The sequence below is a fragment of the Paenibacillus sp. S33 genome, from assembly GCF_053615415.1.
The window spans coordinates 150,518-173,285 of the sequence record NZ_JBSIEZ010000002.1; the positions used below are offsets into that span (position 1 = coordinate 150,518).

Annotated in this window: 30 protein-coding genes and 1 pseudogene; 5 read left to right on the top strand and 26 right to left on the bottom strand. The window is 38.5% G+C overall.

All coding sequences use genetic code 11. The annotated features are described in order from the left end of the window. Nucleotides 1-35: 35 nt before the first annotated feature. The gene (locus tag ACWGXJ_RS25735) at nucleotides 36-431 is read right to left on the bottom strand and encodes a hypothetical protein (protein ID WP_076158291.1); all 396 of its coding nucleotides are present in this window, start codon (nucleotides 429-431) and stop codon (nucleotides 36-38) included. Nucleotides 432-444: 13 nt separating this feature from the next. Continuing rightward, a complete protein-coding gene (locus ACWGXJ_RS25740) occupies nucleotides 445-1,062 on the bottom strand; it encodes a DUF4258 domain-containing protein (RefSeq protein ID WP_452568039.1) in 618 nt (205 codons plus the stop codon). A gap of 360 nt (nucleotides 1,063-1,422) precedes the next feature. Between ACWGXJ_RS25740 and ACWGXJ_RS25745 the strand changes: the two genes are divergently transcribed. After that, a complete protein-coding gene (locus ACWGXJ_RS25745; RefSeq protein ID WP_452568040.1) occupies nucleotides 1,423-1,770 on the top strand; it encodes a hypothetical protein in 348 nt (115 codons plus the stop codon). Nucleotides 1,771-1,850: 80 nt separating this feature from the next. Here ACWGXJ_RS25745 and ACWGXJ_RS25750 read toward each other — a convergent pair whose 3' ends face one another. The 8 genes from ACWGXJ_RS25750 to ACWGXJ_RS25785 all read right to left on the bottom strand — a co-directional run bounded on the left by ACWGXJ_RS25750 (nucleotide 1,851) and on the right by ACWGXJ_RS25785 (nucleotide 7,825). Next, nucleotides 1,851-3,143 (bottom strand): Kelch repeat-containing protein, encoded by a 1,293-nt coding sequence (locus ACWGXJ_RS25750; RefSeq protein WP_452568041.1) that lies wholly within the window; start codon nucleotides 3,141-3,143, stop codon nucleotides 1,851-1,853. A gap of 172 nt (nucleotides 3,144-3,315) precedes the next feature. Beyond that, a complete protein-coding gene (locus ACWGXJ_RS25755; protein WP_452568042.1) occupies nucleotides 3,316-3,741 on the bottom strand; it encodes a NucA/NucB deoxyribonuclease domain-containing protein in 426 nt (141 codons plus the stop codon). A gap of 98 nt (nucleotides 3,742-3,839) precedes the next feature. Next, nucleotides 3,840-4,067: a hypothetical protein gene (locus ACWGXJ_RS25760; protein ID WP_452568043.1), complete on the bottom strand. Its 228-nt coding sequence runs from the start codon at nucleotides 4,065-4,067 to the stop codon at nucleotides 3,840-3,842. Between the two features lie 116 nt (nucleotides 4,068-4,183). After that, the gene (locus ACWGXJ_RS25765; RefSeq protein WP_452568044.1) at nucleotides 4,184-4,591 is read right to left on the bottom strand and encodes a hypothetical protein; all 408 of its coding nucleotides are present in this window, start codon (nucleotides 4,589-4,591) and stop codon (nucleotides 4,184-4,186) included. 25 nt (nucleotides 4,592-4,616) lie between these two features. Continuing rightward, nucleotides 4,617-5,099: a hypothetical protein gene (locus ACWGXJ_RS25770; protein ID WP_452568045.1), complete on the bottom strand. Its 483-nt coding sequence runs from the start codon at nucleotides 5,097-5,099 to the stop codon at nucleotides 4,617-4,619. A 417-nt stretch (nucleotides 5,100-5,516) separates the two neighbouring features. Beyond that, nucleotides 5,517-5,939: a hypothetical protein gene (locus ACWGXJ_RS25775; RefSeq protein ID WP_452568046.1), complete on the bottom strand. Its 423-nt coding sequence runs from the start codon at nucleotides 5,937-5,939 to the stop codon at nucleotides 5,517-5,519. Nucleotides 5,940-5,985: 46 nt separating this feature from the next. Beyond that, nucleotides 5,986-6,216, bottom strand: coding sequence for a hypothetical protein (locus ACWGXJ_RS25780; protein WP_420540433.1), 231 nt, complete (start codon nucleotides 6,214-6,216; stop codon nucleotides 5,986-5,988). Between the two features lie 190 nt (nucleotides 6,217-6,406). Further along, nucleotides 6,407-7,825, bottom strand: coding sequence for a transcriptional regulator (locus ACWGXJ_RS25785; RefSeq protein WP_452568047.1), 1,419 nt, complete (start codon nucleotides 7,823-7,825; stop codon nucleotides 6,407-6,409). Nucleotides 7,826-8,069: 244 nt separating this feature from the next. Here ACWGXJ_RS25785 and ACWGXJ_RS25790 point away from each other — a divergent pair, with 244 nt between their 5' ends. Further along, entirely contained in the window at nucleotides 8,070-8,522 is a 453-nt protein-coding gene (locus ACWGXJ_RS25790; protein WP_452568048.1) for a hypothetical protein, read from the top strand. Between the two features lie 121 nt (nucleotides 8,523-8,643). On the opposite strand, the gene ACWGXJ_RS25795 is transcribed toward ACWGXJ_RS25790, so the two are convergent. From ACWGXJ_RS25795 to ACWGXJ_RS25810, 4 genes are all read right to left on the bottom strand, one after another. Beyond that, complete coding sequence (locus ACWGXJ_RS25795; RefSeq protein ID WP_452568049.1) at nucleotides 8,644-9,090, bottom strand: NucA/NucB deoxyribonuclease domain-containing protein; 447 nt, start codon at nucleotides 9,088-9,090, stop codon at nucleotides 8,644-8,646. Nucleotides 9,091-9,253: 163 nt separating this feature from the next. Continuing rightward, nucleotides 9,254-9,565: a DUF2500 family protein gene (locus ACWGXJ_RS25800; protein WP_254664436.1), complete on the bottom strand. Its 312-nt coding sequence runs from the start codon at nucleotides 9,563-9,565 to the stop codon at nucleotides 9,254-9,256. 133 nt (nucleotides 9,566-9,698) lie between these two features. Then, entirely contained in the window at nucleotides 9,699-10,418 is a 720-nt protein-coding gene (locus ACWGXJ_RS25805) for an acetylglutamate semialdehyde dehydrogenase (RefSeq protein WP_452568050.1), read from the bottom strand. 260 nt (nucleotides 10,419-10,678) lie between these two features. Next, a complete protein-coding gene (locus ACWGXJ_RS25810) occupies nucleotides 10,679-11,872 on the bottom strand; it encodes a hypothetical protein (protein ID WP_452568051.1) in 1,194 nt (397 codons plus the stop codon). Nucleotides 11,873-12,307: 435 nt separating this feature from the next. On the opposite strand from ACWGXJ_RS25810, the gene ACWGXJ_RS25815 reads away from it, so the two are divergent. Beyond that, nucleotides 12,308-12,907, top strand: coding sequence for a hypothetical protein (locus tag ACWGXJ_RS25815; protein WP_452568052.1), 600 nt, complete (start codon nucleotides 12,308-12,310; stop codon nucleotides 12,905-12,907). A gap of 46 nt (nucleotides 12,908-12,953) precedes the next feature. Here the strand turns inward: ACWGXJ_RS25815 and ACWGXJ_RS25820 are convergent, their stop codons facing one another. The 5 genes from ACWGXJ_RS25820 to ACWGXJ_RS25840 are packed head-to-tail and all read right to left on the bottom strand — an operon-like array spanning nucleotide 12,954 to nucleotide 15,929. Further along, a complete protein-coding gene (locus ACWGXJ_RS25820; protein WP_452568180.1) occupies nucleotides 12,954-13,505 on the bottom strand; it encodes a phage holin, LLH family in 552 nt (183 codons plus the stop codon). 11 nt (nucleotides 13,506-13,516) lie between these two features. After that, entirely contained in the window at nucleotides 13,517-14,473 is a 957-nt protein-coding gene (locus ACWGXJ_RS25825; protein ID WP_452568053.1) for a GH25 family lysozyme, read from the bottom strand. Beyond that, nucleotides 14,451-14,903, bottom strand: coding sequence for a phage holin family protein (locus ACWGXJ_RS25830; protein WP_452568054.1), 453 nt, complete (start codon nucleotides 14,901-14,903; stop codon nucleotides 14,451-14,453). The genes ACWGXJ_RS25825 and ACWGXJ_RS25830 overlap by 23 nt, the downstream gene beginning before the upstream one ends. 24 nt (nucleotides 14,904-14,927) lie before the next feature. Further along, entirely contained in the window at nucleotides 14,928-15,149 is a 222-nt protein-coding gene (locus ACWGXJ_RS25835; protein ID WP_452568055.1) for a hypothetical protein, read from the bottom strand. Nucleotides 15,150-15,188: 39 nt separating this feature from the next. Continuing rightward, a complete protein-coding gene (locus ACWGXJ_RS25840) occupies nucleotides 15,189-15,929 on the bottom strand; it encodes a phage antirepressor KilAC domain-containing protein (RefSeq protein ID WP_452568056.1) in 741 nt (246 codons plus the stop codon). Between the two features lie 232 nt (nucleotides 15,930-16,161). On the opposite strand from ACWGXJ_RS25840, the gene ACWGXJ_RS25845 reads away from it, so the two are divergent. Further along, nucleotides 16,162-16,767: a CPBP family intramembrane glutamic endopeptidase gene (locus ACWGXJ_RS25845; protein ID WP_452568057.1), complete on the top strand. Its 606-nt coding sequence runs from the start codon at nucleotides 16,162-16,164 to the stop codon at nucleotides 16,765-16,767. Between the two features lie 79 nt (nucleotides 16,768-16,846). Continuing rightward, nucleotides 16,847-17,236, top strand: a complete 390-nt coding sequence (locus ACWGXJ_RS25850) for a hypothetical protein (protein WP_452568058.1) — start codon at nucleotides 16,847-16,849, stop codon at nucleotides 17,234-17,236. 657 nt (nucleotides 17,237-17,893) lie between these two features. Here the strand turns inward: ACWGXJ_RS25850 and ACWGXJ_RS25855 are convergent. The 7 genes and pseudogenes from ACWGXJ_RS25855 to ACWGXJ_RS25885 form a co-directional block, all read right to left on the bottom strand. Then, nucleotides 17,894-18,304 carry a DUF4304 domain-containing protein gene (locus tag ACWGXJ_RS25855; protein ID WP_452568059.1) on the bottom strand — a complete coding sequence of 137 codons (411 nt, stop codon included), beginning with the start codon at nucleotides 18,302-18,304 and terminating at the stop codon, nucleotides 17,894-17,896. 88 nt (nucleotides 18,305-18,392) lie between these two features. Continuing rightward, nucleotides 18,393-18,684 (bottom strand): annotated as a pseudogene (locus ACWGXJ_RS25860) (DNA methyltransferase); the annotation flags it as partial. A gap of 507 nt (nucleotides 18,685-19,191) precedes the next feature. Then, the gene (locus tag ACWGXJ_RS25865) at nucleotides 19,192-20,199 is read right to left on the bottom strand and encodes an HNH endonuclease (protein ID WP_452568060.1); all 1,008 of its coding nucleotides are present in this window, start codon (nucleotides 20,197-20,199) and stop codon (nucleotides 19,192-19,194) included. 11 nt (nucleotides 20,200-20,210) lie between these two features. Further along, nucleotides 20,211-20,540, bottom strand: a complete 330-nt coding sequence (locus ACWGXJ_RS25870) for a nucleotide pyrophosphohydrolase (RefSeq protein ID WP_452568061.1) — start codon at nucleotides 20,538-20,540, stop codon at nucleotides 20,211-20,213. A gap of 237 nt (nucleotides 20,541-20,777) precedes the next feature. Beyond that, nucleotides 20,778-20,981, bottom strand: coding sequence for a hypothetical protein (locus ACWGXJ_RS25875; RefSeq protein ID WP_254348865.1), 204 nt, complete (start codon nucleotides 20,979-20,981; stop codon nucleotides 20,778-20,780). A gap of 426 nt (nucleotides 20,982-21,407) precedes the next feature. Continuing rightward, nucleotides 21,408-21,839 (bottom strand): hypothetical protein, encoded by a 432-nt coding sequence (locus ACWGXJ_RS25880; protein ID WP_452568062.1) that lies wholly within the window; start codon nucleotides 21,837-21,839, stop codon nucleotides 21,408-21,410. Between the two features lie 262 nt (nucleotides 21,840-22,101). Continuing rightward, nucleotides 22,102-22,314 (bottom strand): hypothetical protein, encoded by a 213-nt coding sequence (locus ACWGXJ_RS25885; RefSeq protein ID WP_452568063.1) that lies wholly within the window; start codon nucleotides 22,312-22,314, stop codon nucleotides 22,102-22,104. Nucleotides 22,315-22,768: the final 454 nt, after the last annotated feature.

The window sequence follows — 22,768 nt, forward strand, 5'->3', positions numbered from 1 at the left end:
ACTCGCCAGTTACCTAGCGAGCCTTAATTTTAAGTTTAATGTAATGGAGCCTGATCCCAATCCGCCTGCAAATCGACACCGAACTGTCTTATTGCTTCTTTAGTAGCAAAAAGACAGAAATCTTGTTGAGAACCGTAAAAATTCAGCTTGTATAGGGTGCCGGAGTCAACCTCTTCCCAGTTTAATTCATAAAGATCTTTCTCGAATGATGAATACGATCCATTTAAACTTTTTACGGGGAATTGCGAAGTGGCCTCAATATAATTCTTAACAGTGATATTTGTCCACCCAAAATCCAAATCATATATCTTTTTATCCGATTTGAAGTATTTAAAATTGAGCTGACACCCTTCACGTTCACCCGGGATATGATATTTGAATGTAAATTCAACACATGTCCCTTCTTCATTTTTGTCTTTAAGAATAGCCATTGTTCTCTCCTCTTTATTTAAAATTCCACATAGACTTAAACCAACGTTTTTTCACATTTACTCGATAATTAATAGTGTCCTTACCGTTATCGCTATAAATTGTGATTACATCATTCGCGCTATTATCCAAAATGGCTATTATTTTATTATTAGGGTCATAAACAACACGAGCTCCTGTTTGAATATCAATATATTTTTCAACTGCTCGCATACCGGATGCTTTGCCTTCAAGCAGATTGTCAATCATAAGAGTAGTAATTCCATCTTTAATAGCTTCTTCAATGGCATGTTTAGTTAAGTTTGTAATAACATTTCTTGTTGTGGTTTGAACAGCAACAGAACTACCTTTTTTGAAAAGTTGTTGTATTGTAAACTTAATTATATGACCAATTGATGCTGGTTGAGCTGCAAACGGAGTAATGTGATTTTGATCAAATTCAGATTGAACGCCAGACTGATTTTCCTTGTATTCTTCATACACATTATCCAATTGTCTGTCATATTCCTCAGTAACTTCTTCAGACTGATGAGTGATTTCTTCAGCTGAAGCTGAAGTTGCAGTCAAACCTAAAATATTAAATAATAAAATAATGGATAAAATTGCGGCAAAATACTTAGCTATTCTCTTCAAGTTAGCACCTCTATGTTTTATTTTCAACAAGTATGGTTGGCCAACCAATATTTACAATAATAATATAATTTGAATTATTATACAATTATGTTCTTTTTCACACTTGAAATTTTAACATATTTTTGAACTTCATTTATGAATTTAATTGTATAAATACACAAAACACCCCACTAGCTTAGCCAGTAGAAATGTCACCGATGCTTTCGGATTGCACAATGGTGCTTTCGGATTGCACAACAGTGCTTCAAATGTGTTGTTATCAGCGTAATCCATTTGGTCTATTTTGTAAGTATATATAGAAAAATATTCCTAGGTCTGATAGACTATATACAAATATTGAGTTATATAGGGGGATGTAACATGGGTGCTAAAAATCGTGTTATTGCTGGGGATTACAACGGGAAACTAATAACGCAAACTTTCGGTACGATCAGCCTCTCAACTGGTTTTTTGTCTTCGATTAACTTAGATAAAAACACTATTGAGGAATATGAAGTCATGGATGAGTCACATAGAAAAAGTGCAGCGAGTGCTATAGGAAGAGGCCTAGTGGGAAGTTTTTTGCTTGGCCCTGTCGGATTGCTTGCTGGTCTTTCCGCTAGCGAAAGAGGAGTACACACACTTGCTGTTCAATTTAAAGACGGTAAGAAAAGCTTGATGGAAGTCGATGAGAAAATCTACAAAACTCTCATGAAAAAATGCTTTTAAGATCACATTCTAAATTACATACTTAAAATAAAGGATCATACCAGCTACATCATGATATGATCCTTTATTTATTCTTAGGGTTACTTTGAATACTCACTTACTTCAAACGTCAGAATACGATCATATAGCATGTAGTCCTTGCGGCTGCTGAATGGACCTTTATTATTGTCATGTTTATTAATCGCGTATGAAGCAGATCCAGAACCCGCCTGCTTGCCCTCATACCAAGCAATAAAGGCGTTTACCTCTTTCATGCTTAGGTCGAATTCCTTCTCCAATCCTGTTGTCATAGTGACCACTAATATTGCACGATCTCCAGTTGGTTGAGATGGATCGGTTGGTTCGGGAGTTGGCGTCGGCTCTGGTGTGAAGCTGTCAATATTTCTAAATATTTCTATAGTATTAACCGGAGAATTAGCTAATGTACTCTGACTTCCTCCGATAACGTAAATCTGTCCACCTAATGTTATAGCCCCGGCCCCACTTCTGGCTTGCTTTAAACTAGCCTCAGGAGACCATTTATTCTGTTCAAAATCAAAGGATTCTACTGTATTAAGTTCATAACTACGTCCACCTGCTTCAGTTTTTCCAGCAATAGCATATACTTTATTGGAATAAATGACAGCTTGGGCCCCTCCACGTGCTGTCAGAAGATTGGATTTAGTTGACCAGTTATCGTTATCGGCATCATATTCAAAAAATGTATTTAGTGAAACATTTGAATTATTATCAATATGTCTACCTGCTACAAGATAGATTTTGTCCTTATATACAACTGCAGAGGAACCATGAATTGTATTCGGTATAAGTTTCTTCGTTGACCAGCTGTCGGAAGCTGGATCGTATACTTGGACAGTAGCAACTGAAAGTGTATTTGTTGTCATCCCACCAAACACATAAATCTTTCCCTTATACAAAACACTTGTCAACGAACCTAAAGCCTGCGGCATAGCTTTTTTAACGCTCCATGTGTTTGTTTGGGTATTGTAAACTTCAACATTATTTACTGAGGAGCCTCCTGTCCAGCTAAAAGCATTACCTGTATAGCCACCAATAACATAAATATCATTTCCATAAACAACGGAAGTTGCTGCAGCACGAGCCGTAGGCATGCTACTTCCTGAGGCCCATATATTATTTTTCGGATCATAAATTTGTACATCCTTATATGGGTTTGATCCTGAAGAACCACCGAATATATATATCTTACCATTCAATTCAGAAACAGCACTTACCGCCTTAGGATTTTCTATAGTCGTTTTAATCGACCATTCATCGCTTATAGCTTCCGCTTTTACCTCTATAGCTGGTATATTCATGAACACTATCACTACAATTAAAATACTCCATAATGCTTTAATTTTACTTATCACTAAGATCTCCTCCTGCAATATATTGAACTATTACGAAGCAAAATCATTCTTAAAAGTCTGTCTAAACATAAACTTGCTGATCTATAAATATAATCTAAATATTTGCATATTTATTTTTTATTGGGTATGAAAAAGGACTCTATCAGCCAACACCCTGTAGAGTCCCTCACCCTTATTTCACTATAAATTTTACCTTTGTACCATCAGCATACATATCTAACTGATGACTTACCCATGATCCTGCTCCCCGGTTATCACTAGGGATTATGTATCGAATATCAGCGCCTGCGCCACCTTCAGCACACATTGCCATCGGCCATTCATCGCGGTCATAGCCTTTTTTAGTTGGATAGCCCTTCAGAGATTCCCTACGGTTTTCTTCAGCTTCATCCCTGTCAATTGTGCAAACGGCGGAATGTCCAGCTGCTATTGCATCTCTAATATGCGCCCCGGTTACAGGGTAACGTGAACTTGCGAACTCCAACGTATACCCAGCTGCTTGTTGGCTGATTGCTGCCGGTTCAGCGTAAACGCCCTGAACGGAAAAAATAGATGCCAATAAAAATACAATTAATCCTCTTACAAATCCTTTTATCATATGACACCTCCATAGTATTTAAATCTTCTTTATACTAATAGGAGATTCATGTCGAAGTATCGCAAAGCATGTCGCAAAATAAAAAAAAGACTCGCCAGTTACCCAGCGGAGTCTTTCACATCTACTCTAAATTCAAACTGATTCCGTATGTAATAAGCTCCGGTAATCTTAACCGAATCAGGCGAAAACTTTTCTATAGTTCCACCATAGTCTACAACCGACACCATATCCTCTCCCAACGACTGAACAACGTACACTCTTGTTTGGTTTAATGCAGCTGCAAATAGTTCTATGTCCGACTTTAACACTTTATGTGTATAGTTCATGCTGATCACCTCAAATAGCTATTCGGTGGATCCTGTGGTAATTCCTTCAACGAAGAAGATCCCGCTAACCTAATGATTGGCGGGATCTTTTTACCTATTCCGTTTAGAATCTATAGCTAACCAAGTAGCTTTTCCTTCAATTCAACACTCCTATTGCTCTCGGCCAGCTTTTCAAGCACTTCTCGAGCATCCCACTCATGAATTGGATTCTCTCTAAGTTGATAATCTTTTATAAATTTTTCAAACACTTCGTAACTCAACTCAAAATCATTAACTTTGAAATGTTCTTCAAAGTTCTTAGTGATTTTTTGAACATCGAGGTTACTTTGATCAGGATGCAATCGTATGTTAAATAACATACAAAGATTCGTGATAAAGTGTTGATCTTCACGACTAAGCTCTTTTTCTGCACACCATTTATCATATGGTGACAATTCATCTTCTGCTAAACGTAACAATACAGATTTCCATTCAAGCAAAATGTTTATACGCTTCTCAAGTTTAGTTATATCCGGGTTTTCCATGATGCACCTCTCATTTTTCAAGTCATTAAAGTATTACTTTGCTACCATAATAAATCAACCACTCAACAACCATCCCTACTCCTTCTGCGATTCCTTTACTAACGACTCCTCTCAATTCCTGCACGATCGCAGACCTTGCGCCTGCGGCTATTTCAGCAGTAGTCAATTCTACTGCTCCTAAGTAGCTTTCAAGAACACCAAAAACCCTATTGTTATATTTAATAACAGCTGCCACTGTCTCTGTATCAAAGAATTTTTCCAGAGTCCACCGCGACACAAGGTTATCGATAACATATCTTAATGCTTTAATAGCAGTTTCTACAGCCTTAACTTTCACCCCTTGGGTACTAACTTCCCCATCAGGCTGTACAGTAGGAGCAGGCGGAGTTACAGTATTAGCATCGATTGTTGGTGTTGTTCCGTATGTAGCAGTTACTGAAGATGTTTCTGCAAATGCCGCGAAAAGAGTTATAACAGAGAATAATAAAGCGGTTCTGTCGTTATTCAAAAACCTGGTACTTATTTGGTCAATATTCTAAGCCCAGATGTATTCGTGGGAGGTAGTTCACCGTATGGCTCTGTCAAATGGGCTGAAATCGCAGTAGAAGTGTTGCCAAAAATAAACAAAAAACCATAGTTATCTCCCGAATTAACGCTAGCTAAATATGGGTTGTGCATATTTTAGCAATATGAGGCGTTGGGGAAAACGGAAGCCTTACAAGCTATCCTGTTAGACATAAGCAGAACTCCGATCTAGATTAACCAGCGGAGTCCTTTTTCACATCTACTCTAAATTCAAACTGATCGATGAAAAAAATCTCTCCCGAACAATTAAGGGAATTAATTCACTTGCTGGCTTGAACAAACGCATAATTAACCCTCCTCACCAAATGGCTAGAAGGACAAATTGTATAGCTAGGATCATTCAGAGGTTTCTAGGCTGTGAATCAGCTATTCCCCATGTTTCTCCGTCAACTTTATAATCGCTGCCTCTCCACTGAAGTATGTAGTCTCCAGAACGCAAACCCTCGCTGAAACCTTGGTCAGTAGATTTCCAAGTCACTGTGTCGTGAGGAGCGATTACTAATCCTTTAATATATATTTTGTTTGAACCGCTGTGAGTTAAACTTACCTTTACTGGATGATCAGAGTGATTCTTCATACAAAGTTTAACATGACCCCATCCTTTAGGGACACTAAAGGATTCTCTTACAGTTGCGCTTCCGCCCGATCTTTGATTAATTATGGAGTTATTGCTAGTTATACTTGGTGAGGCTGAAGCAGCACCTACTGTAGTTACTATAGCTAAAGATAAAATCGAGAACAGAAATATTCTTTTCTTCATCATTTCCCCTCCTATTTTTTGTTATGGTTTACCTTAAAGGGACTACCGACTACAATCTGGTAGGTCCTTTCATATCTACTCTAAATTCAAACTGATTCCGCATATAATACGCTCCGGCAATCTTAATCGTATCGGGCGAAAACTTTTCTATAGTGCCGCCATAGTCTACAACCGACACCATATCCTCTCCCAATAACTGAACAACGTACACTCTTGCTTGGTTTAATGCAGCTGCAAATAGTTCTATATCCGACTTTAATACTTTATATGTATGGTTCATGCTGATCACCTCGATAATTCATTCGGTGAACGGTGTGGTAATTCCTGCAAGTAAAAAATTCTCCGCCAACCAATTAAGGTTAGCGGAGATTTGCTTTACTTACGTTTAAGCGCCTCCATGTGTTGCAAAGATTTGAAATCCCTCATTATGGCTGTCCAGATAAATAGGTACAGTTAAGGTAAACAAAAAACTACTCGCAACGATCAACATTACCACTTTTTTCAACATTGTTTAACCACACCTTTTCAATGAGATTGTAAAACTCTGTTTTGGTTTCAGGAACCGCATGGGCTTTGAAACGCACAAACAACCCCATACAATTTATAAAATATGTCTCATTATTTAGTATATGCGCTTTTACCATTGCACTAAACAAATGATTAAAGCCATCATCGTATATCCCATGACTTAAATAATAATAAGCAAATTCATATCCACACAGTGCCGAGTAGTCTGGTATCACTTGCTTGGTATACATATCATCTGATGATGGTCGCTGAGAAAAAGAGGCAATCTCAGTTTCAAATCGTTTAAGTATATCATTTAAATCCAGCTTATAACGGTTAGCCGCTATCATAATGTTAAGTAGTTGAGTGACCCTATCTTCTTGAATTGCATCTGACGATTCATCAATATAGTTTAGATATTCATGAAGCACACTTATATCACCAGATAAAAGCCTATATGCAAGTATATTAGCTTGTGACCAGTGTTTAAACAAACCGATCCAGTGTTGGGTATCCCCGTCGGTCTCTCTAACCCAATCTAAATTGGAGTAGGCATATGTATAATGCAATGCCTGCTTATAATCACCCAGCTCTTCACATGCATTGGCACACAACAAATCTGCATAAGCGATGTACACAAATAAGGGACGGCTTAGCTTATTAGTAGATTCAGTATGTTCTCGGCCGTTCTGTTGATATTTCAAAGTATATTGGATTTCCGCTTTATCTCTCATTTTCCTTGCCATTTCTTCTACCTTGTCCCACTTACGCAATGAACGATACACATTAGCCAAGTCCTTCAATGCGTCTAGCTGTTCTAGTTCATCAAGGCGTTCCACAAAAGCTTCAAACACCGCTGCTGTCCCTATGTTACGGCTTTGATCGTGTCCAATCTGAATCGTGAATATGCGATATTGGCAGACTGCCAAACGTTCAGAATGTTGATATCTCTCCGTTTCAGCTACTCCCTCATAGAGTAAGAATGCAGCCGCATTTTTTCCCTGCGCCAACAATTCTTCTGCAATTTCAAATAGCTTGGGTGAATACAGTAGATTGTCCATGATGGCTCCCACCACTCGACGGATTGCATCCAACTTGTCCAACTCCGCACAGCGAAACAAAAATGGCTCGATTCGTCTCATATTCGGAGGATGGTCGATGATGTAGTTTTCTATGAACAAGTCATAAAAGTGACCTTCCGGTAAACCCATAGCCTCAGTAATTCGATCCAGTTGGTTAACAGACAAAGGCTTGTTTCCTGTCACGATAGCACTTACTGCTCCTCTATTCATATCCGCAATATGACCAAATTGTGTTAAACTCAATCCTTCTTGTTGTAGGTATCTGTCTAATTCTGCTCTAATCGTAGGTGTATGCTTCATGTCATATCCACCTTTCACACAGAAATTCCAAAACTTATATATTATTGCATTCTATTGTTGTCTACAATTTAATAGTTGTCAATAAGTTTTGAAATATTTGTCATGCAATATTCAAATGAAATATGTATTTTCGAATATTAATGATTTTTTACCATTTTGTTAATAAAATTGTACATTTTATTCCTTTTTCTGTGGTATGATTGGCCAGTAGTACAAATTATACCATTCAAGAGGACGGTTTTTGATGAATTTTAAAAACACAGCAATCATTCTTACAAGTGTATTGGCTCTTACGGCAGTAGCTCCGCTGGCTGCTTTTGCCGCACCAGTTACGGGGATTGTAGTATCGAAGGATCATGGAGGTATAGTTATCCAAAGAACAGGCCAAGAGGTACATGAGGTTCTTGGTGGGACAAGTCCAACGATGGACTTAACTGTTGAGAAAGGTTATGGACATGTAAGGATTAGAGTTCAGAATACAGGAACACCAAATCTCACTTGGAGCTTGCAGGGTAACGGGAAAGAATACGTCTTTAAAACTGTTGGCAAACGAGACTCATTAACGTGGACTAGCGTTAATTCATTCCCTAATGGAATGCCTTCAGGGAAATATGTAATTCAATTCAGAGCGAACGGTAACAACGTTGAAGGCGAAGCTTGGGGTACTACTGGTCAGTACACAGGAGACATTAAATAACCGTTACTACAAGCAGGGGAGCGCCTTGGAGATAAATCCAAGGCGCTTTAAGTATTCAATGTTGCCATACTCAGTGTCTAACAAAAGACTGCCGACCAATTAAAGGTTAGCGGGGATTTTACTACTTAACGATAAATTCAACTTTTGTTCCGTCTGCATATTCATCCAGCTTGTGACCAACCCACGATCCAGCTCCACGATTATCCTTTGGACTTATGTACTTAATGTCTGCACCCTCTCCACCTTCGGAACACATCGCCATAGGCCATTCATCGCGGTCTTTACCCTTCTTGGTGGGCACACCCTTTAGGGACAGCTCACGGTTATGGTCGGCTCCTTCGCGGTCTATGGTGCATACTGGTGACTTTCCTGCGGCAATAGCCTCTTTAATGTGCTGGGCCGTTTCAGGATAACGGTCTGACGGGAATTCCAGCTTAACCCCATCGGCAGACACCTGCGTTACTGGGACGGCTATAGGGTCACTCTTAGTGGTCTTTACACCATCTTGCTGCACGCTGCACCCAGCTAATAAAACCGTTGCCAGCAACGTAACTATCCATTTAAACATATGTATTCCTCCCCCTAAACAGAAAAATACCCCACCAGCGTATGCCAGCAGGGTATCACCGATGCTTTCGGATTGCACGACGGTGCTTCCGTATGTGTTGTTATCAGTATAATCGGTTTGGGTGATTTTGTAAATACTATATGTACGGTTCATGCCGATCGCCTCACGTTGTAATACGCTCGACTTTTTCTGAAGTACCTTGGGTTATTACTTTAACCTCATCTCCAACAATTAAAATACCATATTCATTTTCGTCTATTCTGACTTCTTTTCGATCCGTCCCCTCGAATTGGCAAGTTATATAATACCATTTATATGATGAATTCTCAGTCCAATCTACTCTTTTATCAATTATTTTTGCAATTCTTTCAACTATAGGTTGCTTTAAATTTCTCGCATGTTCTCGGTTTGAAGATATTATAATTGGTCCAAAAATAGCTGCCAATAAGACAACCGCCAAAATTAAAACACCCATAAAATAATTCATCCCCTTAAGGTTTTCTATAAATTAATTCTACATTATCCCAAAATAAAAAAACACCCCACCAGCTTAGCCAGTAGGGTGTCACTGATGCTTTCGTACTTTTGTGATATTCTTACAAAATAGATCAGTCCTCGGCGGGGTGCTTTGAGATAAAACTATCAACACTGGTTTGTAACAAAAGAGCATCAATTTTGGATTTCATCAAATACAGGAAATTGTGTCCTTCAGCAATCATTCTGAAATCTTCAATATTGAAATCAATAATTGATACTCGTTCATCTAATCTCTCTTTTTGAAGGAAGAGTTTCTTCGTAAGTCCTATAGCAGAATCCCATCCTCCTCTTGCAGCCATCCCATGATAAGAGAAAAGAAAACCAAATCTTGAAGAATTCGTACAAGTCAAAGAGTATAATTTACCAACCCATGTAACACCTATCGTCTTATTATAGTTTTTGCATTCCGATATTAGAAACCTACTGTTTATTCGATTTACGGGTAAAAAGCTTTCAAAAAGTTTTCCTTTGAAATTGAAATCGACAAGTTGATCAATTTCATTTGTACTGTTACGAATATTATCATGAACTTCAAAGAACCCTGATTTTTCCCAGAGAAAAGAAACCAATTTCTCTAAGGCTTTTCCTTTTTGAAGAGTGTTATTCTCTCCCTGATCTTTTTTAGTTTTTGTCACTTCTTTTTTATTTACTTTTTCTAGATTAATTAATAATTTTTTATACTCTGACAGATCTTCATCATTTAGTCTAGAAAGAGTATTGAAATGTTCTTCCATGTCGTCAATATCTGCAAACTTAAGATATTCATGTGGGGAAAGACCGACATTACTCATCAAAGATCACCTTGTATACTGCTACACTATTTTGAATAGATGTTAATTCAGAATCGCAGTTTTCGCAATAATCAGATTCAGGAATTTCGCCAATTGTATTGTATATCTCACCAGTAAATCGCCCACAACGATGACAATATACTTCAAAGACAACAATAATAATCTTCAAACGCTTGATTATTTCCAACACTTGATATGCGACTGACATAGTTACATTCAATCGCCTTATCAAGACACCTGGATAAATAAGCTGCCCCTTTTTATACGTTGATAGGATCTTCAGTAGATCCGTCATCTTCCGATCTGGCAATATCTTCGAGTCGGTCAAACTCGATTTTATTCTTGATAATATAGTCGGTGACATTATTCATCTTCTCCATATTGGATTGTTGTCCATAATACTGCAAAAAGCTATATTCCTGATTTAAATAATCGTGTTTAAACTTAACTGTTGTGCTTTTGCCTTTGTCGGTACCTTTCCATATTAATGCTATCCATGGCAAGTTGGCATTTGTCTCAATTTCTGCGATGAAACCATCAAGAATTTGCTTAATTTCTGGGCTTTTATCAAAAAGTTCTTCATGCGACCTAATTAGTTCTTTGAGTTCCCCAAGCAAGGGAAGTATATAGTTTTCATCAGCCCCTGTATCAAGAACCGCCTTTCCTCCATTGGGTAAACTCATGGATTGAGAGTGCACGCTTACTTCGTCTTGCTCAAGAGTCTTAATGACGTAGTCGATCACAGCGGGAAAGTTGATGTTTTCGAACTGACAATCTAGGTTCCTTTTAAACCAATTTAACACAAGTTCAATTTGCTGAGTGTAAAAAAATTCATCGTCTTGAAAATAAGGTTTGACTCTATCCAATCTAATTTCAAGCGCTTTAAGGTGTTTGTGATAGACAGCAATAATAGGATATTTGTATTGCTTCTTGATTTCAGTATTGGGAGGAAACCCTGAAAGAAGTCGGCTAAATTTAAACATGATAATATTCCCAATTGCATATTTAGTGGGAATGACTGATTTATATAATTTTTCATCAAAAACGTAATCATTGGGACGATTATCCGAAAAATAATCAACAATTCCCCCTGATGCTAGCCCTACTTCGATAAGAGCTTCATCAATCTCAGTAACGGAAAAGACAGCTGCAAACTTATACGATTTCAAAAACTCGTCCTTTTCGACGTGTCTCACCACCGTTTGAGCTCTTACAATTCCTTCTGAAAGTTGATTCCCTTCATCTTCAATGTCCGATAAGTCCAAAACATTTTTCCCTTCAGCAGTTTTTTTGCTCTTTTCAAGCCTCACCACTTCATTTTTTTCCATTTCTTTCAATAACTTTTTTCTCGCATATTTCGGGTAGCTTTCACTAACGGTTGAGGAGAGAATTTCCGAATAATTCGGAATAACTTGAACACCTTCCGCTATTGGATTCATTATTTTTTCTGTCATTCTTTTCACCTATTATCTGTATATTTTGATTTTCCACACCTAAAATATACCATTAGTGAACTCATATTGGAATCTTTTTTACCATACTTTTACTGATAATTATACAGAACAAATGTTCGTATTACAAGCAAAAAATAACCCCGCTAGCTGAAGCCATCAGGGTATTTACTTATAGTTTATTCCGCAGAAACAGGCGTTTGGACAGGTTGAGTTGGCGTAGAAATAGGGTCCGGTTCAGGTTGAACCGGACCAACTGGCGTTACCTCTGCTGTAGCCTGTGCCAAGAAATCATTAAGCTTTGCAGCTAAGGCTCAATACAATTTCTTTAAATGTATTCTGAGTAAGGGGAACAACCATCTTGCTTTGTATGTGGATAAATATCCCTAGTTCTGATAGACTACGACTAGAATATCCAATGTAAAGGGGATTACTACTTTGGAAACTGTAAATCAAATCAAAAATGAACGTAAAAAGATCCGGATAAATTGGAGAATAGTTTCTATCTATCCTCTCGTATTAGCGTCTATTGTATTATTTGGACTTTTTATTTATCCCACTATGTACAAATACGATAAATTAGATCAAAAGTACCCTGTAATGATCAATCGTTTAACTGGAGAAGCAAAGATTCTGACTCAAGACGGCTGGCAAAACACCCCTGATATTGATTCTGCAATTGGCAAAATGGAACAATATAAAGGTGAAATATCTATGGAAATTGACAAACAGAAAGAACAAATCACGCAGAATGTAATGGCTTCTGTAGAGAGACAACTTGATGAAATCAAAAACCAAAGTGCATCTGTAAATCAAAGCCCCTCAGAGAGTGAATTTGCAGGTGTTAGAAATCGGGATAGAGGGACATTCAGTAAAGGTGATTCAATGGACACCGTGGAGAAGATAATGGGCACTGCTAATACAGTAAACTATGCTGGTCCTTTTGAAAGATGGTTTTATGGAAATTCAAGTGTGAGTTTCAAAGACGGGAAAGTTAATGGATGGAACAATGCAGACGGAAATCTATCGCTAAAATAAAACAAAAGCTCCGTGCATCTACTGCCGGAGCCTTTGTTTTATTTTTTTATTCCGCCGTTACTGCCGCTTGAACAGCTTCTACCGATGCTGAAATAGGCTCAGGTTCAGAATGCACCTGGGCAGGAACAACAGATGCTACCTCTGCCGTGGCTTGTGCCAAGAAATCATTAAGCTTTGCAGCCAGGCCAGATACAGCTTCTTTAGCTGCGGCCTGTGTCGCCTCTTCACTTGGCTGAGCTTCGGTAGTCAGCACTGTCTTTGTCTTAGCTTTATACTCCAGATATGCCTTCTCAATTGCTGCTTGCAACTCCGTAGGCGATACCACAATTCCTTGTTCCGTCAGTCGCAAGGATGCATATTGCAAAGCCTCCTGAAGCTTACGTTCTCCTCCCGCTTCTTTAAACGTAGTCTGAGCAAGTGCAAAAGCCTCCCCTGCTACTTTATGGATTACCTCGCGTTGTGCTGCCGTTGTACGCGCTTCTAGCCACGCGTTAACCTTAGTCTTGAGTTTGTTCAGACCTCCTAAAATAAATGCTGTAAGCACACCCGCAGCTGCTGTAACAATGGTATTTACGTAAGGCTGTACAGTTTCGATAATTGTTTACATGATTACTTTTCCCCTTTCGTTTTCAACGATGCGATTTTATTTTTTGAATCCCAAGACACTACCGCCCCATAAGCATCAGCAATTGGTCTGAGCTGCACATACGCTGTACCCTCTACAAGTTGGACAGTTTGCAGCTTGGACCCATTTAAATAGGCTTCCTTACTGGTATTGTCCCAACGATAAGACAAGCTCAAGGCATTTGCTAATGACCGCAGCGGCACATAAGTTCTGGACCCATATAGAAGCGCTTTCCCCGCTTCTTTGCCATTGACGCGGAATATGCCGGATGTAACGGATTCTGTCTCTTGTGCAGGGACAACAGCGCCGAATCGCTTACGCAGCTCGTCCGCTGTAACGTCATACTCATTCATATCCACGTTCCCTTTTATCCCAGCTACCTTGCCACTGTCGCTGTATTGCCAAATATCCCAACGTTTCCATGTCACTGTGTCGCTAGGGACGCGAGTGTCACTATACCGGGCTATCCATAATGGGTAACCGCCCAATGAGGCGTTAAAATTAGCTGCAAATGCATTGCCTGTATAGATAATCGGCTTTCGTCCTGTAAGTCGCTCCAGCTCCAGAAGGAAAGCCAACGCTACAGCACTAATAATTGTTTTGGACAGGTTGCCGGGATTGTTTTCATAATCCATCACTGCTGGAAGGTCCAGCGCTTTTGCGCCGCCAATCTGCTCCAGCACTTCAGCGAAATGCCTTGCTTCCGCTTTTGCAGCTTCAACGCTGGTTGCATCGACAAAATGGTATGCTCCCAACAATACCCCGGCTGCTCTGGCTCCTTTTGTATTTGTAATAAATGTCGGGTCGACGTAACGTTGTCCCTGGCTGGCCTTGATGAAGGCAAATGAAATACCATCTGCCTTGACCGCCTTCCAATCAATCTTTCCTTGATAACGGGATACGTCTATTCCTTGGGCATTACGGCTGTTTCGTTGTTGCATCCTCTTTCTCTCCTTCCTCACCACTTTTACTTTTCAAAACTTCTACGGCCTGTCGGATTACAGGCGGGATAGGAGCGCCGAGTCTGCCACCATTCTCCAAAATGGACAGCAGCTCATTTGCCATATAAAAATAGGCGACTGCATCCCGGAATAGGTGCGAATAGCCTAAGACTCCATCAATCAGATGGGATACTGCTACCATTGCAAAAATAAATACCTTTCGAGCGATACCGATGAGACCAATCTTGCTTTTTAAACCGGGTCCGGTACCCTTCTTACCTTCTGCGCCAGCGGCAAATAATCCGGTCACATAATCAATAATGACCAGTGCAAGCAACACCCCCAATACTCCCGACCACCCACCGTAAAAATACGTTATAGCGCTGCTTCCTAAAGCAGTACCAAACTTAAAAATCTCCCACTTATCCAACCATCTTTCCCCCCGTCTCCCCGTTCAGGAAACTTTTCCTGAGCTATCATCATTTGCTTTTTGATCCTTTTCCTCTTGGGCCTGTATCTCTGCTAATGCATTTGCTACCGCAATATCCAAACCTATAAGTATTTCTTTCCGTCGTGCTGGCTGTGAAGCAATGACAGCAGAAATAACCTCAGTCAAATCCTCAACAGGTCTGGTTAGATCCAGTTGTATGTCTAATGTGGATTTTATCTTTGCCATGGGTTTCATCGCCTCCCTCAGACACAAAAAAAGACACCTTTAGTTTGTAGATGCCTTTAATTGCTCCTTATTATAAATTTTCACAAGCCATTCACGGCCTAATTGAGTAAATCTACGATGATAGATAACTTTACCGTTATCAAGTACTTCTTGTTTGATTTCAACATAGCCGCAATCTGCATATCTGCTATACAACAACCATGTGTCATTCTGCCTGAATTGAATTTTTCGATTTCCTAAATCATTATTCAACGCAATCGCTGACTTGAACCCAAGTTCCTTCGCAATCTCTGTCGCGGTATAGGTTTTGTTAACATGCATTAGAATTGCATTCGTTCTTTCCGCCTGTACTCTGGCAGCACGTTCTTCCTTGAGCTTAGTCAGCAGTTCAATTCCAAAGTCAGGATTATTAAGCATATTGTCAATTACATTATCCGTAGCATGTATTCCATGCTTCCTGATCGACGGCAGTATTTCATCAGCTATCTTAATCTGAAAGGCTTCTGCTACTTCATTTTTTGCTTTCATTGCTAAGCGATAAAAGATGTTTTCAGGAATAAATTCAGGCAGGCCAACTTTCCTAACTTCATTACTGTGCCCACTTGTGGGTACGCCAAAATCTTGCAGGTACCCTCTCACTCGCTCCCACCTTACAACTTTATTGCCACTGGCTGCTGAACGAACAAACCCAAGCCCACGGGAAACATCCTCTAAACTCAATTGTGCCGTTCCGTTTCCATCAATAAAACCTCGTACTCCGTGAATTGCATGTATATCCATACCTGTTCTCACCTTTCTTTGAACGCAAAATAAGCCCCTGAGTTATCAGAGGCTTTCATACTTATATATTAAATTGGTTTTGTTACTATAACGCTGCGGATTTTAAAGGGAAACATTGTTCTATTTATCCCCAATAAACGCCAATCTAAAATCACTACAGATATTTAGAGTTACAGAACAATTTATGGTAATATTAAACTATCAGCTGAAATTCATTAAAGGAAACAACAAAATGACTAAAAGTAAACTTATTCTCTTTATATTGTTTTTTTACATAGGCTGGACAATTAAGGAACTAACATTCCATCCAAAAATATCTGATTTGAATCTTTATTTGATATCATTCTTAATAAAACTGATTTTTTGGATCGGGCTGGTAGTCATTTATTTCGTATATATCGATCGAGTAAGGTTGCAACAAATCATTGACTACATAAAATTAAAACAAAATATTATCAAGGGAGTATTTACTGGCGGAATTATTGGATTATTATTGGTAGTAATCGAGGTTATTATCTTTAATGGTTTTAAATTTGACATAGGAATCAGATGGATCATTACACCATTAGCGGCATTTTCTGAAGAAGTGGTGTTCCGAGGATTCATTATGAATAAACTAAGAGACCATCGGGTAAAAGGAAATAACTTCATACAAGCCATACTTTTTATGGGGGTACACTTTCCAATAGGTATTATTTCAGGATATTCACTTCTTAACTATGTGACCATATTTCTCGTAGGATACATTCTTGGATTTATATATAAAAAGACTTCTTCGATATGGGCTCCAACGATTGCACATAGTGTCTACAATATTCTTATTTATTTAAGGCAGTGAATTTACCTATTCCTTTTAAGGTGGCAATCATTATTGCACTATCGGAGAATGAGAACTCAATTGAAAAGGGTGGATAAGAATGTGGAGAGATGCCCAACATGCTTGGAACCCAAACCAAAAGGAAATTAGAATATGGGCATACAGCGATATGAAAATACCGGACCAGGATTGGGAACTAGCTGTGAATAGCTTTGAAAACATACCCATGATATGCAACTTTGTCGATGACGAAAAATGCAAACACATTCCTTTTTTTCTAAGTAGTCTTTATGTTTTCACTGGTGATGTTGTTGAATCTGGAGAAGAGGAAGGTATAAAAGAATTATCCGTACTATTAGAAAAGGTGAGCACCTTCGCTAAGACTGAGGAGCTTAATGTCTGGATTGAACGCTCAAAACACCTTATACAACATCCAAGGGATTATAATTATGATTATTGGGGCTTGGAATCTAAGTATGTGTATAAATAAGAGTAAAGACCTCTCCAGTACGGAGAGGTCTTTCTATATATCTCTGTTGTATTTTATTTAATACCTTGGTAATACTGATTTTATTTCAATGCCGCTATAGCTTTATTTATTTCTTCTAGTTCAGTCTTCAATCCTCTTCATCTTTGTTGTGAAGGTATTATTTCGTAAGTTGCAGTATCATTCTTATCTGAGTAATCCCTCATTCAATACTACTTCCCTGGCACAAGTGCCACGAACCATGATCATTTTCCGCTGGATCGTGTCTAGTTTATTTAATGACCGTCCATGCTGATATCCCGTCGTAGGTAACAGTGTATTAAGCATGGCCTTAAGTTCTTCCAGCACTTGTTGTCCACTCTTACCTACGTTTCCGTTTGAATTCTTTGCACTAAACGTTAAATCGGTATCTCCCATACGTAAGTATGTGTATAGAGCGTAGGATACGTCTGGATGAATAGATATAAGGAGCTCAAGTAATTCCCCTGCCGTATAGCTCTGTGACTTGATAAGGTCAATATTATGAGCCTGCTAATGCTTTTTAGGCAGCCAATTAAATATTTTCAATAGATTGGAATTCTCTTGGAACTGTATACCTATCTGGACTCCGTTCTCTCGCCATGTTACACAATCACCAAGAGGCGGTCTCATTAAATCATTTCATTTTGTAAAAGGAGCTGTCTTCTCCCAGTATCGATCAGCTTCTGAAAAGTGATTTATAACATCACTTGCTACCCTAACGTAGATATTGTCACCAGGCCTAGAATCGTCATAACGGAACCAATTGCCATTGTTAAGTCTCATACGATTATCAGGATGTAAATCATGTGCCGTAACTTTGTTAGGTGGTTTCTTCTCCCCCCAAGAACATGTGAATCCCTCTGAAGAGCAAACCGCGATCTCAATAACGAATCCACCGCCATACTTATCAAATTGGAATGTTAAAAGTTCAATCTTTTCTTTATCAATTTTCCGGAAGTGTGGAAAAGATCCTTTGAATCCTTTCTGTCTAAGAATAGGTATCACTATTTCCTTTAAAGAACTGATCATAGTGTCTCTTTCGATTGACATACCAGACCTCTATTCATTAGTGTTAAGCCAATTATAAACTATTGGCCAAACTTTCAAAGAATCATTTTAATATATAGGTATCAACACATCATAGCAACATTGGATTAATTCCTGTAGCCTCCTGATACCGCATCTTAATTACATAACAAAAGATCGGGCCGAGCTCCAATGTTTGGCATGTCCGATCCGCCTGCTCACAAGTCATAAGCGTAGATTCGCTGCCGCCAAAGAAATAGACAACCACATTCCCTTTACCTGCTGGCTATTCTTAATTGGAATAGCCAGGTAAAGGGGCTTCTGAGTGGGATGTACATACTTGTTCCATCCCCCCGTGAAACTTCCCATAGCGTCTCAGGCAGCGATCCCTCAACGGAAAGACCACCTGAAGATCAACACGAGGGTTGTATGCTGCTGCGTTGATTTGTTCTATCGGTAATACTCTGATTTCCACTTGTGAATGCTCCTCTCTGAATATTTTTTTAATGCTCCACAACCAACTGCCACGTCGTTCCGATTCTTAGTGTGTAGAGAATAAAAGGGGGATGAAAAACAATGTTCGCAAGCATTATGCTTTTTGCTTTACTTCAAGTTCTGCTGTCCAAAACTATACCGGCAATCTGTACAGTTCTAGTTGCTTGGTTAGCAATTAAAAAAGAACTAGTCAAAGCTAAAAACTCATAAAAAACAAAGAGGGCAGACCATGACGGTTTGCCCTCTATATATGTTAAATTATTTCCAAGTCTGAGTGAGATTCATAAATATTCGCGAGCCTGTCAGACGACATCTTTAACCTAGGTGGATTAGTTTTGACAATAAGACACTCCCAAGGGCAGGCTCTGAATGTTTATCATATAAGAACAAAAGAAAAAGCACCCGAAGGGCGCTGTTTAATTAATCGCATAGAATCCATATAGATCTTTTAACGAGATATCAATTTCTACATTATTTCGTAACAAATCAATTCTTTTATTATAAAGTATTTGAAGCAATTCTTTTTTCTCATTTTTTCGTGCAAGATGAATCTTTCTATGACACAGTGGGCATAGTGCCACGACGTTGCTTTCCGTATCAATTGATGTTGTAAATTCATTCTGAAATTTCATAGGTATTAGATGGTGTGCCTCAACGTAGAGCTCTTTGCTAGCATCAGAAACAAACGTAATATGTGACTGGTCAATTTCACATTTAAAATTAGCTTTTTTTAATGCAATCTTTGATATTTTTGCACTTCGTGGCCAAGCTTCCATGCCATTTATTTTTTTAGGATTCTTCCTCCGTTGCTTTATTTCTGGAGAATCGATAGGTATTTTACTAAAATCAGATTCTAATGAGGTTTGAAAATTATTCTCTTCGAGATCATCCTCAGAAAGTATAAATTTATTACTCAAATCATCAACTAGTTCATCAAGGACTGTATAGCGCCTCATCCTGATACCAAGTTTTTCTTTATCAATATTGCTGAATCCTTGCGGTGTAAAATTAATTTTATAACCGAAATAAGCAGAGAACACTTCTTTAGGGATACTTACCTCTTGTAAATCTTTTAAAAAGTATATATACTCCCACGTTCTTCCCTTTGTATCTTCCCCCCATACATGCTTTGCAACTTCCCTATTATGTGTTTTGCACAAAACTTTTGCGTAGTATGTAAACCCCTCTTTGGTATAAACCAACATACCGTCATTCGACTTAAGCCTACTCCACCTTTTAATATTTTGATCTCCGGGAACAGCCCCCCACATGTGAACGTACTCATTAAGACCATAAGTAGTTAATGTCGACTGAACTTCAGGTTCCAATTTATCGAACAAATCTGCAATTCGATAAGGCACCGCTACTGTTTCATCGTAGTGTTTACGTGCATTTTTGTCACAAGCCGTGAAGTAATAAAGCATTAAACTTCCCCCTATAAATCAGTGTATTTCTTATTTAATCCATATGATTTCTCTATAGGGTACTTATCGGCATTTTTTTGAATTTTGTTTCGAATTGTAGAATCAACATCAATGTTCAAATCATGACACAGCATTAAAGAGTAAATGATCACATCAGCAATTTCATCTTTCATTTTTTCATAATTCTCTTCCACGGCTGCCTCGCTACTCTTCCACTGGAATAACTCCAGAAGTTCACTCGCTTCAAGATTTAACGATATAGCCAGATCCTTAGGATTATGAAATTTTTTCCAATTCCTATCTTCTCTAAACGCAATAATTTTCTCAATTAGTTCTTCCAATACTCTCACCTCAATACATTATTTCGACAAAAGGTGACTTTTTCCTTTTGTAAATAATAAAGATGCATTTATGTTGAGTTGGTTTCCACTATTCGGGTGACAGGCTAACAGTCTGTCAGAGTGTGTGTATGCCCTCTCTGCACTCCTTTTAGCATTCCTGAGTATAGGAAGAGCACTCAAAATGGCTCATGTTTTGTCGTATGAGGGCAAAAGAAAAAGCACCGCAAGGGTGCTAAGTTAATTGAGAAATTGAATACCCCAATAATATAAAATGACCAAAACACCAGCACTCGCTATGATTCCGGCCAATGTTTTTCCCAGTATTTTTTTAATGGAGATACACACTACACCCCATAAAATTATGGCAATGATGAGTATTAACAATTTGTTTCCTCCTACAGCACCCCAGATATCAACATTTGCACCTTCAAAAACATTCAAAAAGATTCCTCCCTAGCTTTTGTCTAATTCCAAAATTCTGCATTCAGGAAGGTTATCCTCTTTAACATATGGACGTGGACGTAAGCAAAACTATTTTACTCCATCCCATCTCCCCCAAACACAACCTTTACATTTTTTCGGCTGTTTTGATGGTCCTTTAAACGGGAGCAAAATTCTGCTTCTTCTTCAAGACTAAAATCCTTTCAAAAAGCAATAAATAAGCCACCCAAATGAGTGACTTGTATCTGCCTATGTATTTATAGCACCAAAATAACACAGGCGCTTATTTAAAACCCTAAAAAAAGCCGTCAAGCTAATAGCAGCTTACGTTTTTTTGCTTTATCCGAATCATCGTCTCACTCTGGCATTCTGACCTATAAACCTTCTGCATCTTGATAAGAATGCCAGGCTCATTTTAGCACTTCATTAAGCATTGTAGCTGATAATAGGATTGATCGCCGGGGAGTATGAATCAACAGTGACGATTTCAAATGTGGCATCCTTATACAATGGTTTCTGAATATTTTGGAGGTCAATAATCTTCAATGCATTTTCTTTCGCTTCCTTTACATCGCGTCCAATTCCGCCCAGGCGAAAATTTGGCAAATAACAAATGACTCCGTCATTCTCTTCACTACTCTCAATTAATGCATCATACTGATTTCCCGCAATTTCCATTCTTTCGAAATGAGCTTCGTATAAATTAGATTCATCTAAATTCGTAGGTACAATTTCAAGTGCATTAACCTTAGCATCTTCGATATCGCGTCCCATGGTATACTGCTGGATGGTTGGAATGTAGCAACTGCAGTTCTCTTTATTTTGCTCATACAAAAACAATAAATTTATCTTTTTCATGGATTTATCCTCCTAATTTTCAGATCATCAAAACAAGGTTATCTTGGATAACCTATAGGAAGAAATGAATCTCTAGACTCATTCCCTCTTAAAGCATCCAAAATCAATTAAACAGCCATATAATACTGCAATTGTTCCACAACATCTTCATGGTGATTAATTGGTTTCATTTCTCCCGTCGTACGGTTACATACAAAGAGGAATGTATTTATATCCCCCAGGTCTTCTTGTAACGTTTCCAACCAATTTTGTTGGAATTCTCTTATAGTTTCCACTGCAGTGGAAGCAGATGTGTTCCAAAATCATAAACAAACCACGCGAACGTATTGTAATGCTTGATTGAATCAGTATCCCCTTTATAAAAATCAGCACGGAATTTTTCTTTCGTAATCATTCCATCTACGATCTGACTCATTTTTTCGACTAGATGTTCATAATGATCTTTATTACTCTCTTTCTCTTTAAAAATGCTCATGTATTTCCATCCTCCCAAAACAAATTTTTAGAACCAAGCAAGAATAGACAAAAAAAAGCCATGGGACACAAAAAAACACCCTACTAGGTGTCATGATCCCACGGCTAAATAAGCCTAAATATATGTGTTGAACCAAAGAAGTCCAAATCTTATCTTCGTCAATTCATATCGACAAAGAAAATTAAATGCTAGTTAATAATCTATTTTTACCATACCTTGAGGAAGCAGTCAACCTACATTTCCACTTCTTTCTTTTGAACACTCTTAAAACCTTAGAAAAACAGAAAGGTATTAGACTGACAACAGACTGAAGTGGTCTTAATCGGGGCAATAATGGTACCCTCGAATTAGCGCTGTGACTCCCTTAAGACCTAGCCTTCGAGGGATTATAAGAATATAAGGGCTGGGTAACAAAACCATTCCCATCTTTTGCAACCATGACTGAACACGATCC